Consider the following 12,149-nt stretch of genomic DNA (forward strand, 5'->3'; position numbering starts at 1 on the left):
GGACACGGCGGCGGTGCGTCAGGCGTACCCGGGGAAGACGGAGGGCCTGCTGGCGGCCGACGCGGAAGCGGCCCGTACCGAGGCCGAGTCGACGCTGCTGCGCGCCCGCAAGGACGCCGAACGGCTGCTGAACGCCGCCTCCACGCAGGCGCAGGAGGCGACCACCCACGCCGAGCAGCTCCGTACGACCACGACGACCGAGTCCGACCAGGCCCGCAAGCAGGCCGCCGAGCTGAGCCGGACCGCCGAGGCGCGGATGCAGGAGGCCGAAACGGCACTGCGCGAGGCCAGGCTCGAAGCGGAGAAGGTGCTCTCCGAGGCCAAGGAGGCCGCTTCCAAGCAGCTTTCCGGCGCCGAGTCCGTCAACGAGCAGCGCACCCGTACGGCCAAGTCCGAGATCGCCCGCCTCGTCGGCGAGGCGACGAAGGACGCCGAGGCGCTGAAGGCGGAGGCCGAGCAGGCGCTCGCCGACGCCCGCGCGGAGGCCGAGCGCGTGGTGAAGGAGGCCGCGGACAAGGCCCGTACCGTCGCGTCCGAGGACTCCGCCGCCCAGCTCGCCAAGGCCGCCCGCAGCGCCGAGGAGGTCCTCACCAAGGCGTCCGAGGACGCCCGGGAGACCACCCGCAAGGCCGCCGAGGAGGCGGAGCGGATCCGCCGCGAGGCGGAGACCGAGGCGGAGCGGCTGCGTGGGGACGCCGCCGAGCAGGCCGACGAGCTCAAGGGCGCGGCCAAGGACGACACCAAGGAGTACCGGGCCAAGACGGTCGAACTCCAGGAGGAGGCCCGCCGGCTGCGCGGCGAGGCCGAGCAGCTGCGCTCCGAGGCCGTCGCCGAGGGCGAGCGGATCCGCGGCGAGGCCCGCCGGGAGGCCGTCCAGCAGATCGAGGAGGCGGCCAGCACCGCCGAGGAGCTGCTGACCAAGGCGCGTACGGACGCGGAGGAGCTGCGGGCGACCGCGGGTTCTGACGTCGAGCAGATCCGTTCCGAGGCCACCGAGCGGGCGCACGCGCTGCGCAAGCAGGCCGAGGAGACGCTGGAGCGCACCCGCGCCGAGGCGGACCGGCTGCGCGCCGAGACCGAGGAGCAGGCGGAGGCGACGAAGGCGGCGGCCGAGGCCGCCGTCATGGCGCTGCGCGAGGACGCCGACCGGGCCGTCGCCGCACGTCAGGCCGAGGCCGCCGAGGAACTCGACCGGCTGCGCACCGACGCGGAGCAGCGTCTCGCGTCCTCCGAGGAGACCCTGTCGGGTGCGCGCGAGGAGGCGGAGCGGATCCGCCGGGAGACCGGCGAGGAGTCCGAGCGGCTGCGGGCCGAGGCGGCCGAGCGGGTGCGCACGCTGCAGGCGCAGGCCGAGGCGGAGGCCGAGCGGCTGCGCGGCGAGGCCGCGGCGGACGCGTCGCAGTCGCGGGCCGAGGGCGAGTCCGTCGCCGTACGGCTGCGCAGTGAGGCGTCCGCGGAGGCCGAGCGGCTCAAGACGGAGGCGCAGGAGAGCGCCGACCGGGTGCGCGCGGAGGCCGCCGCGGCGGCCGAGCGGGTGTCGGGCGAGGCGGCGGAGGCTCTCGCCGCCGCACAGGAGGAAGCGGTACGGCGCAGGCGCGAGGCCGGCGAGACGCTGGAGAACGCCCGCGAGGAGGCCGAGCGCGAGCGCGCCCAGGCCCGCGAGCAGAGCGAGGAGCTCCTGGCGTCGGCCCGCAAGCGGGTCGAGGACGCGCAGGCGGAGGCGCAGCGTCTGGTCGAGGACGCGGACCGGCGGGCCACCGAGCTGGTGTCGGCTGCCGAGCAGACCGCGCAGCAGGTGCGGGACGCGGTGGCCGGGCTCCAGGAGCAGGCCGAGGACGAGATCGCCGGGCTGCGCAGCGCCGCCGAGCACGCGGCGGAGCGTACGAGGTCCGAGGCGCAGGAGGAGGCGGACCGGGTCCGCGCCGACGCGTACGCCGAGCGGGAGCGGGCCACCGAGGACGCCAACCGGATCCGCAGCCGCGCCCAGGAGGAGACGGACGCCGCGAAGGCGCTCGCCGAGCGCACCGTGGGCGACGCCATCACGGAGGCCGAGCGCCTCAAGACGGACTCGCAGGAGCGCGCCCAGCAGCTCCGTACCGAAGCGTCGGACGCCCTCGCGGCGGCCGAGGAGGCGGCGTCGAAGTCCCGGGCGGAGGCCCGCGACGACGCCAACCGCATCCGCAACGAGGCCGCCGCGCAGGCGGACCTCCTCATCGGCGAGGCGCGCACCGAGGCCGAGCAGATTCAGCGCGAGGCCGCGGAGGTGCGGACGAAGGCCGATCAGGAGGCCGCCCGCACATTCGCCGAGGCGACCGCGGAGGCCGAGCGGCTCACCGCGCAGGCCACCCGCACGCTGACCACGGCCGAGCAGGACGCGGAGAGGCTGCGCGCCGAGGCCGTGCAGGTCAGGGCGGACGGCGAGGCGGAGGCCGAGCGGCTGCGCAGTGCGGCGCGCACCGACGGCGAGCAGGTGCTCGACGAGGCCCGCAAGGCCGCCGACAAGCGCCGTACGGACGCCGCCGAGCAGGCCGACAAGCTCATCACGGAGGCCGCGGGCGAGGCCGACAAGCTGACCACCGAATCGCTTCAGCAGGCCGAGCGGCTGGTCGTGGACGCGACGCGGGAGGCCGAGAAGCGGGTCACGGCCGCCACCGCGAAGTCCGATCAACTGGTGTCGGACGCGACGGGCGAGGCCGAGCGGCTGCGCGCGGAGGCCGCCGACACGGTGGGCTCCGCCCAGCAGGCCGCCGAGCGGATCCGCAGCGAGGCAGCCAAGCACCGCGAGGACGCCGAGAGCGCCGCCGAGCAGCTGCGCTCCGAGGCGCGCAGCGAGGCGGACCGGCTGCTCGACGAGGCCCGCAAGGCCGCTGCCAAGCGGCGTGCGGACGCCGCGGAGCAGGCCGACCAGCTCGTGGCGAAGGCCCAGGAGGAGGCGCTGCGGGCCGCCACCCAGGCCGAGGAGCAGGCCGACATGATGGTCGGCGCGGCCCGCAAGGAGGCCGACCGGCTCGTCTCGGAGTCCAAGGTCGAGGGCAACTCGCTGGTGGAGCGGGCCCGTACGGACGCGGACGAGCTGCTGGTCGGTGCGCGCCGGGACTCGACCGCCATAAGGGAGCGGGCGGAGGAGCTGCGGTCCCGCCTGGAGGGTGAGATCGAGGAGCTGCACGAGCGTGCGCGCCGCGAGACCTCCGAGCAGATGAAGACGGCCGGTGAGCGCGTCGACAAGCTGATGAAGGCGGCCACCGAGCAGCAGGCCGAGGCCGAGGCGAAGGCCAAGGCCCTGACGTCCGAGGCGAGTTCGGAGGCCGGGAAGGTCCGGATCGCGGCGGTCAAGAAGGCCGAGCAACTGCTCAAGGAGGCCGAGCAGAAGAAGGCCGAACTGGTCCGCGAGGCAACGAAGTTGCGGGACGAGGCGAAGGCCGAGGCGGAGCGCACGGTCGCCGAGGGCCAGCGCGAGCTGGACGTCCTGGTGCGCAGGCGCGAGGACATTCAGACCGAGATCTCCCGTGTCCAGGACGTCCTTGAGGCGTTGGAATCATTCGAGGCACCGTCCGGGGGCGGCAAGCCGGCCAACAGCTCGGGTTCGGGCGGCGTCAAGGCCGGTGCGGCGGCGGGCGGGACTCGATCGGGTGGCAAGTCCTCGGACGGCTGACGGGTTTCACGGAGCGGTCACGGCGGAGCGGTGGGCACGGAAGTCGGCGGATGGTTCGGACGGTTCGCCGGAACGATTCCGTGGCTGATGTTCCACTTGTGATTGAGCTGTGATTCCAGGCAGGTTTGACGAGGTGTTCATCCGTGCGAGTGGCAAGCGGTCCGGCAGGTTGCCACTCAAAAGGAGGGTCATTCTCCAGATCTAACCGGCATTGGCTCGATGACACGCCGCAATGGCCCCTAGGATTCCCCTATCACCTCACCGGTCTCATTCGACAGGAACCTCATGAGCGACACATCCGCCTCCCCATACGGCTTCGAGCAGGTGCGGCGTGGTTACGACCGCGGTCAGGTGGACGACCGCATCGCCAAACTGCTCGCCGACCGTGACAGTGCTCTCGCCCGGATCACCTCGCTGGAGAAGCGCATCGAGGAGCTCCACCTCGAAACGCAGAACGCGCAGGCCCAGGTGAACGACGCCGAGCCGTCGTACGCCGGTCTCGGTGCCCGCGTCGAGAAGATCCTCCGTCTTGCCGAGGAGGAGGCGAAGGACCTGCGTGAGGAGGCCCGTCGCGCCGCCGAGCAGCACCGCGAGCTGGCCGAGTCGGCCGCCCAGCAGGTGCGCAACGACGCGGAGTCGTTCGCCGCGGAGCGCAAGGCGAAGGCCGAGGACGAGGGCGTCCGCATCGTCGAGAAGGCGAAGGGCGACTCCGCCCAACTGCGTTCCGAGGCGCAGAAGGACGCGCAGTCGAAGCGCGAGGAGGCCGACGCGCTCTTCGAGGAGACCCGTGCCAAGGCCGCCCAGGCCGCCGCGGACTTCGAGACCAACCTGGCCAAGCGCCGCGAGCAGTCCGAGCGCGACCTGGCGTCGCGTCAGGCGAAGGCGGAGAAGCGTCTCGCGGAGATCGAGCACCGGGCGGAGCAGCTGCGCCTGGAGGCCGAGAAGCTGCGTACGGACGCGGAGCGCCGCGCCCGTCAGACGGTGGAGACGGCGCAGCGCCAGGCCGAGGACATCGTGGCCGACGCGAACGCCAAGGCCGACCGGATCCGCAGCGAGTCCGAGCGCGAGCTGGCGGCGCTCACCAACCGCCGCGACTCGATCAACGCCCAGCTCACCAACGTCCGCGAGATGCTGGCGACGCTGACCGGTGCGGCCGTGGCCGCCGCCGGTGCCCCGGTGGACGACGAGCCGATCTCCCGCGGAGTCCCGGCCCAGCAGTCCCGCTAGTCCCTCTTCGTACCTCTGGTGCGGTCCTGGGCCCCCTGTCACCCTTGCGGTGGCGGGGGGCTTTGTGCGCCCTTAGCGTGGCCGCATGATTGAGGTAACGGGCCTTTCGAAGCGGTACGGCGAGAAGCTGGCCGTCGACGACCTCACTTTCCAGGTGCGCCCCGGCATCGTCACCGGCTTCCTCGGCCCCAACGGCGCGGGCAAGTCCACCACGATGCGCATGATGCTGGACCTGGACCGCCCCACCGCGGGCGGCGTCCGGATCGACGGCAGGCGTTACACCGACCTCAAGGACCCGCTGAAGTACGTGGGCGCCCTGCTGGACGCCAAGGCCCTGCACGGTGGCCGCAGCGCCCACAACCACCTCCTGTGCCTCGCGCAGAGCAATGGGATCCCGGCTTCCAGGGTCGCCGAGGTCCTCGACACCGTCGGACTGACGGCGGTCGCCAAGCAGCGCTCCAAGGGCTTCTCGCTCGGCATGGGGCAGCGGCTCGGCATCGCGGGCGCGCTGCTCGGCGACCCGAAGATCCTGATGTTCGACGAGCCGGTCAACGGGCTCGACCCCGAGGGCATCCACTGGATCCGCAATCTGATGAAGTCCCTCGCCGGCCAGGGGCGCACGGTCTTCGTCTCCTCGCACCTGATGAGCGAGATGGCGCTGACCGCCGAGCACCTGGTGGTCATCGGCCAGGGCAGGCTGCTCGCCGACACGTCCATGGCGGACTTCATCCGCACCAATTCACGCTCGTACGTCAGGCTGCGCAGCCCGCAGCAGGAGCGGCTGCGGGACGTGCTGCACCAGGCGGGGGTGACGGTGGTGACGGCCGGGAACGGCACCCTCGAAGTGGACGGGGCGACGTCCGAGCAGCTCGGCGAGCTGGCGGCGCAGCACCAGCTCGTCCTCCATGAGCTGAGCCCCCAGCAGGCTTCGCTGGAGGAGGCGTTCATGCAGCTCACCGCGGAGTCGGTCGAGTACCACGCGCACTCGGACCCGCGGTCCGAAACGCAGTCGGATCCGCGCTGGACCAAGCCGGGAGGCGGAGTCTGACATGGCTGCCGTACAGGTGCTGAAATCGGAATGGACCAAGATCAGGTCGGTGCGGTCCACCGTGTGGACGCTCGGGCTCGCCGTGCTGTTCACCGTCGGGCTCGGATTTCTGATCAGTCTGCTGTCCAAGGACCAGTTCGGGAAGATGAACGCGCGGGAGCTCCAGTTCGTGGACCCGACGTTCACGAGTTTCGCGGGGACCAGTCTCGGCCAGCTCGCAATGATCGTTTTCGGAGTGCTCGTCGTCGGCAACGAATACAGCACCGGAATGATCCGCACTTCGCTCGCGGCGGTGCCGCGGCGCGGCACTTTCCTGTTCAGCAAGATCGGAATTGCGACCCTGCTGGCTTTCGTGATCGCGCTGGTCACGAGCTTCGTGACGTTCTTCGTGGGGCAGGCGGCGCTCGGCTCGTACCAGGCGTCGATCGGCGACCCGGGCGTGCTGCGGGCGGTGATCGGCTGCTCCCTCTACATGACGCTGATCGCGGTGTTCGCGATGGGAGTCACGATGATCCTGCGCTCGCCGATGCTGTCGCTGGGCATCCTGATGCCGATCTTCTTCCTGCTGGCGCCGATCCTGGGCGCCGTGGAGGCCACCCGGAAGTTCGCGCAGTACCTTCCGGACCAGGCCGGCAGCAAGATCATGCAGGTGGTGTCCCCGGAGAACGACGTCGCGCCGTACGGGCCGTGGGCCGGGCTCGGGATCATGCTGCTGTGGGTGGTGGTCGCGGTGTTCTCCGGCTGGCTGGTGCTGAAGCGGCGGGACGCCTGAGATTCGAGGTCGCCCTGGATTCAAGGACGCCCGAGACCCAGGGACTCCTGGGATTCAAGTACGAACACCCGTTCTTGGCCGGAACCACCCACCCCTGGTTAAGCTCCTACTGCTTACGGGGGCAAGAAGGATCACTGAAAGTGACCGCGCCCCGACGATCTGTCGATGGGGCTGGAGAATGATCGAGGCAATCGGCCTGACGAAGCGCTACGGCGCCAAGACGGCCGTGTACAACCTGTCCTTCCAGGTGCGGCCGGGAACCGTGACCGGGTTCCTGGGGCCCAACGGCTCCGGCAAGTCCACCACGATGCGCATGATCCTCGGTCTCGACGAACCCACCTCCGGACGCGTCACGGTCGGCGGCCACCCCTTCCGCGAGCTGCCCAACGCACCCCGCCAGGTGGGCGCACTGCTGGACGCCAAGGCCGTGCACGGCGGGCGCAGCGCCCGCAACCACCTCCTCTCGCTCGCCCAGCTCTCCGGCATCCCGGCCTCCCGGGTCGACGAGGTGCTCGGGGTGGTCGGCCTCCAGGAGGTGGCCAAGCAGCGTTCCAGCGGTTTCTCGCTCGGCATGGGCCAGCGGCTCGGCATCGCGGCGGCGCTGCTCGGCGACCCGCAGGTGCTGCTCTTCGACGAGCCGGTCAACGGCCTCGACCCCGAGGGCATCCTCTGGGTGCGCAACCTGATGAAGATGCTGGCCGCCGAGGGCCGTACGGTCTTCGTGTCCTCGCACCTGATGAGCGAAATGGCGCTCACCGCCGAGCACTTGATCGTGATCGGCCGCGGCCGGCTGCTCGCCGACATGAGCGTCCGGGACTTCATCGCCGCCAACTCGGCCGGTTTCGCCCGCGTCCGCACCCCGCAGACCGACCCCCTCCAGCGCGAGAAACTGACCTCCGCACTCACCGAGGCGGGCGGTCAGGTCCTGCCGGAGCAGGACGGCGCACTGCGCGTCACCGGTCTCGCACTGCCGCGGATCGCCGACCTGGCGCACGACGCGGACGTACGGCTGTGGGAGCTGTCCCCGCACCAGGCGTCGCTGGAGGAGGCCTACATGAGGATGACGCAGGCCGCCGTCGACTACCGCTCCACCGACGACCAGCTCGCGGGCTTCGCGCAGGCGGACCCCACGGGCGCGCTCCTGCCCGGGACGCCCGTCGTCCCGCAGGGGCCGCCGCAGCAGAGCTGGTACGCCCCGCCGCCGCCCCAGCCGGGTCAGCCGCACCCGGGGGTTCCGGGATCCGTGGCGGGCGCGCCCGTACCGGCGGAGCAGAACCCGTACGCACAGCAGCCGCCCGCGGCCCCGGCCACTCCCCCGGCCGCCCCGGCGCCCGCCGACGCGGCACCGGCCGCCGCACCCGCCCCGGCCGCCGCGCCCGCCCCGCAGCTCAGCAAGAGCGACGACACCACCAGCGACACCTCCGAGGACGCCCGATGACGACTCCCTCGACCCCGTACCAGCAGCACCAGCAGCACACGTCCGGCTACGTGTCCCCCGTGCCGCTGCGCCGCGCGACGCTCGCGGACGCGCTGGCCTCCGAGTGGACCAAGATCCGTTCCGTACGCTCCACGATCTGGACGCTCGGCGTGATGGTCGTGCTGATCCTCGGCGTCGGCGCGCTCATCACCTTCCTCATGGCGGCGGCCCTCGACGAGGGCGTCCCCGCCGGGCAGTCGCCTCTCTCCCTCGGCTTCATCGGTGTGCTCCTCGGGGTCATGCCGGTGATCACGCTGGGCGTGATGACCATCGCCTCCGAGTACGGCACCGGCATGATCCGCTCCACCCTGACCGCCTGCCCCAGCCGCGGTCGCGTGCTGGCGGCGAAGTCGGTCGTCTTCTTCCTGCTGACCTTCACCCTCACGCTGGTCGCCACCGCCCTGATCGCCGTCCTCATGGCGGGCGTGCTGGGCGGCGTCACCAGCGGCGACGAGTGGCTCCGGGCGACCGTCGGCGTCAGCCTCTACGTCGCCCTGCTGGGACTCTTCTCGCTCGCGATCGGCTCGCTGGTCCGGCACTCCGCGGGCGCGATCACGGTCATGATCGGCATCGTGCTGCTCCCCCTGGTGCTGGCGCTGTTCCTCATGGCCAGCTCGCTCCAGGACGTGCAGCAGTTCCTGCTGGAGTACTCGATCCCCAGCCAGCTCGCCGTCTTCTACGGCACCGCGATGGGCGAGGGCGGCCCGACCGGCTGGTACCCGCTGCTGATCATGGCGGCCCTGACGGCGGCCTTCCTCGGCCTCGCGTTCGCCGTCCAGAACAAGCGGGACGTCTGAGCGACGTCAGTGACGGGGCGCGTTGCGGGACCGCTGCACCTGCGTGGTGCGGCGGTCCTTCGCGTTCCAGCAGGCCTTGTGCCAGTGCCTGCGGTCGTCGACGCCGCCGTAGTCGGGCCAGGCCACCACGTGCGGGACGCCGGAGGGGATCTCCTGGTCGCAGCCGGGGCAGCGGTAGCGCTTGCCCTGGGCACTCGCCCCGCTGACCTGCCGCACCAGCCACTCCTCGCCCTGCCACGACTCGCTGCGCTGCAGGCCGAACCGGTCCGGTGAACCACCGCCGCCTCCGCTGCTCGCGGTCGGGTTCTCGCCGCCTCGGGGGCGGTTGCGGCGCGGGGACACGTAGCACCTCATGGGGCTGGGCGGACGGATTTCCCCCAGCCTAGGCCCATTCGGCAGGGGTAGGCGTACCACTGGAGGGAGTGCTCCGGTAGCCCCGGAGCACCACCGGCCGGAAAATCACAAGATCTTTGCGCGGGCCCGTGCCTTTGGCACTTGTCAGACGTTAATGCCAGTGGGGGATCGCCGAATCGGAGCCTGAAGAAGGAGGCAGAGGGCGATGCACATTGGAGCTTTTGTACTGGCGGCCCAATTCCCGGGCCAGGGGCAGGGGGAAGCCCTGCACCGGGCGGTGCGGACGGCCGAGGTCGCCGAGGACGCGGGCCTGGACTCGGTCTGGCTGGCCGAGCACCACTTCGTTCCGTACGGCGTGTGTCCGTCGGCCGTGACGCTGGCCGCGCTGCTGCTCGGCCGCACCCGCCGGATCCGGGTGGGCACGGCGGTGACCGTCCTGCCGACCGCCCATCCGGTCAACGTGGCGGAGCAGTCGGCCCTGTTGCACCTCACGTCGGGCGGGCGCTTCACCCTCGGGGTGGGACGCGGCGGCCCGTGGGTCGACCTGGAGGTCTTCGGCAGCGGCCTGAAGGCGTACGAGGAGGGCTTCCCGGAATCCCTCGACCTGCTGCTGCGCTGGCTGCGCGAGCCGCGTGTCGAGGCGCGGGGCGAGCGCTACCGCTTCCGTGAGGTCGCGGTCGTGCCCAGGCCGGACGAGCAGCTGGAGTGCGCGCCGGGGCCCGAGGTCGTCGTCGCGTGCACCTCGCCGAAGAGCGTGAAGCTGGCCGCCGAGCAGGGGCTGCCGATGCTGCTCGGGATGCACTGCGGGGACGAGGACAAGGCGGAGATGACCGCCCTGTGGCGTACGCACGCCCGCGCCGCGGGACGTTCGGCCGAGGAGATCGCGACGGCCGGCCACATCTCGGCCGGTGTCGCGCAAATCGCGGACACCGTCGAGGACGCCTGCGAGGCCCTCACCAAGGCGATGCCGGGCTGGCTGAAACAGGGTCTGGACGCTCACGTCACGATCGACGGCCGGCACCGCGCGATGCGCGATCCGGTGGCCTACACGGAGAAGCTGTGCGCACTGCACCCGGTGGGTACGCCGCAGTTGGCGGCGGACCGGCTGGCGGCGACCTCGGAAAGGACCGGAATCACTCGCTTCGCGCTGCTGACCGAGGGGTCGGGCGACCTCGCCTGTACGGAGGAGAACGTACGGCGACTGGGCACCGAGGTGCGCGCACTGCTGTCATGAGCGCTGCCACGAGCGCGGTCATGAACGGGATTTCTCACGCGGCCTGCCGGGGAGCTGCCGCTCCGGCATCAGTACACCTCCCGCGACGCGGGAGCGGCAGCCTCAGACGTCAGCAGTCCCGCAGTTCCGGCGACTGGTTGAGCAACTGGCCGCGGACCGACGTGAAGCGGGCGAGCCGCTCGTCGACCGAGGAGTCCAGCGGGAACACCGCCACGCGGTGACAGTTCTGGAATGCGAGACGTACTCCGAAGTGACGCTCCAGCGAACCACGGATGGCGTCACTCGCCAGGGCCCGCAGCAGCTGGCCGCGGGCTTGCTCGTTGGGCGGAGGCGTCTGGTTGTCGGCGAACTGTCCGCCGTCGACCTTCAGCTGGGCCACCAACGAGCTGATCATCTCCCATGCGAAGGGCAGGGAGGTCCGGACGCAGTCGACGAAGTCGGCTTCGTCGACCTCGCCTCGCTCGGCCTGTTCCAACAGTGCCGGTGAGACGTCGAGCGACATGGGTTCTCCTCTCGCGACCCCGCACCGAGACGGGGTCTTCCGGGCAGGGCAGGAGAGCCGCAACGCAGCGTGCACGCACGGCGACCTCCTGCATCCACGGTAAGCGCGCCGCCCATGCCGCGACAGGGGATTGCACACACAACCAGCCATTGACAGAGGGTTTCGTGAAGCTTGCGAAGGGTGGCGTACAGGTGTCTTACAGGGCGAATCGCGTCCACCCCGCATCGTCGAGTAGCGTTGCTCCCCATGCGTCTCGTCATCGCCCGCTGCTCCGTGGACTACGCGGGCCGGCTCACCGCCCACCTCCCCTCCGCCCCCCGTCTGATCCTGGTGAAGGCGGACGGCAGCGTCTCCATTCACGCGGACGACAGGGCGTACAAGCCGCTCAACTGGATGTCCCCGCCCTGCACCCTCAAGGAGGGCACCGGTGACGACGCCGGTGTCTGGACCGTGATCAACAAAGCGGGCGAGAAACTGATCATCACGATGGAGGAAGTCCTCCACGATTCGTCGTACGAGCTGGGCATCGACCCCGGTCTCATCAAGGACGGCGTGGAAGCACACCTTCAGGAGCTGCTCGCCGACCGCATCGAGACCCTCGGCGACGGCTACACGCTGATCCGCCGCGAGTACATGACGGCGATCGGCCCGGTCGACATCCTCTGCCGCAACGCGGACGGCGCGACGGTGGCCGTCGAGCTGAAGCGGCGCGGCGACATCGACGGCGTCGAGCAGCTCACCCGCTACCTCGAACTCCTCAACCGCGACCCGCACCTGGCGCCGGTGACCGGTGTCTTCGCCGCCCAGGAGATCAAGCCGCAGGCCCGCGTACTGGCCACCGACCGCGGCATCCGCTGCGTGGTCCTGGACTACAACGCGATGCGCGGCATCGAGGACGACAAGCTGCGGCTCTTCTAGCCGGACCGCCCGGCAACGACCGGTCCGCGTCCGCGACACCGCTCCGGAACACGACCGTGGCGGCCCCCCGGAAACAGGTGGGGCCCCCCCCTGGTGGGGGCGGTCCCGGCCCTACGCGCGCGGCGACCACCGCGCGGGCGGCGGGGCGGGCGGGGTGGCCGGGGGGGT

General features: G+C 71.4%; 10 protein-coding genes. 8 read left to right on the forward strand and 2 right to left on the reverse strand.

All coding sequences use genetic code 11. The features are described from left to right. The 6 genes from scy to ACWGIG_RS30110 form a co-directional block, all read left to right on the forward strand. On the forward strand, positions 1 to 3,652 hold a 3,652-nt coding region (gene scy / locus ACWGIG_RS30085), incomplete at its 5' end, for a polarized growth protein Scy (RefSeq protein WP_453324845.1). Between the two features lie 285 nt (positions 3,653 to 3,937). After that, positions 3,938 to 4,879, forward strand: a complete 942-nt coding sequence (locus ACWGIG_RS30090; RefSeq protein WP_189826712.1) for a coiled-coil domain-containing protein — start codon at positions 3,938 to 3,940, stop codon at positions 4,877 to 4,879. An 85-nt stretch (positions 4,880 to 4,964) separates the two neighbouring features. Next, entirely contained in the window at positions 4,965 to 5,927 is a 963-nt protein-coding gene (locus ACWGIG_RS30095) for an ATP-binding cassette domain-containing protein (protein WP_453324846.1), read from the forward strand. A 1-nt stretch (position 5,928) separates the two neighbouring features. After that, a complete protein-coding gene (locus tag ACWGIG_RS30100) occupies positions 5,929 to 6,699 on the forward strand; it encodes an ABC transporter permease (RefSeq protein ID WP_453324847.1) in 771 nt (256 codons plus the stop codon). Positions 6,700 to 6,877: 178 nt separating this feature from the next. Beyond that, positions 6,878 to 8,137 carry an ABC transporter ATP-binding protein gene (locus ACWGIG_RS30105; protein ID WP_453324848.1) on the forward strand — a complete coding sequence of 420 codons (1,260 nt, stop codon included), beginning with the start codon at positions 6,878 to 6,880 and terminating at the stop codon, positions 8,135 to 8,137. Next, a complete protein-coding gene (locus tag ACWGIG_RS30110; protein WP_453324849.1) occupies positions 8,134 to 8,973 on the forward strand; it encodes an ABC transporter permease subunit in 840 nt (279 codons plus the stop codon). The genes ACWGIG_RS30105 and ACWGIG_RS30110 overlap by 4 nt, the downstream gene beginning before the upstream one ends. A 6-nt stretch (positions 8,974 to 8,979) precedes the next feature. Here ACWGIG_RS30110 and ACWGIG_RS30115 read toward each other — a convergent pair whose 3' ends face one another. Continuing rightward, positions 8,980 to 9,315, reverse strand: a complete 336-nt coding sequence (locus tag ACWGIG_RS30115; RefSeq protein ID WP_453324850.1) for an ATP/GTP-binding protein — start codon at positions 9,313 to 9,315, stop codon at positions 8,980 to 8,982. Between the two features lie 217 nt (positions 9,316 to 9,532). Between ACWGIG_RS30115 and ACWGIG_RS30120 the strand changes: the two genes are divergently transcribed. Then, positions 9,533 to 10,561: an LLM class flavin-dependent oxidoreductase gene (locus ACWGIG_RS30120; RefSeq protein WP_453324851.1), complete on the forward strand. Its 1,029-nt coding sequence runs from the start codon at positions 9,533 to 9,535 to the stop codon at positions 10,559 to 10,561. Between the two features lie 109 nt (positions 10,562 to 10,670). Here the strand turns inward: ACWGIG_RS30120 and ACWGIG_RS30125 are convergent, their stop codons facing one another. Next, on the reverse strand, positions 10,671 to 11,063 hold the full coding sequence (locus ACWGIG_RS30125; protein ID WP_398421401.1) for an SCO5389 family protein: 393 nt from the start codon (positions 11,061 to 11,063) through the stop codon (positions 10,671 to 10,673). Between the two features lie 246 nt (positions 11,064 to 11,309). On the opposite strand from ACWGIG_RS30125, the gene nucS reads away from it, so the two are divergent. Then, entirely contained in the window at positions 11,310 to 11,981 is a 672-nt protein-coding gene (gene nucS, locus ACWGIG_RS30130) for an endonuclease NucS (protein ID WP_453324852.1), read from the forward strand. Positions 11,982 to 12,149: the final 168 nt, after the last annotated feature.

It is taken from the genome of Streptomyces sp. NPDC054863 (assembly GCF_053610825.1).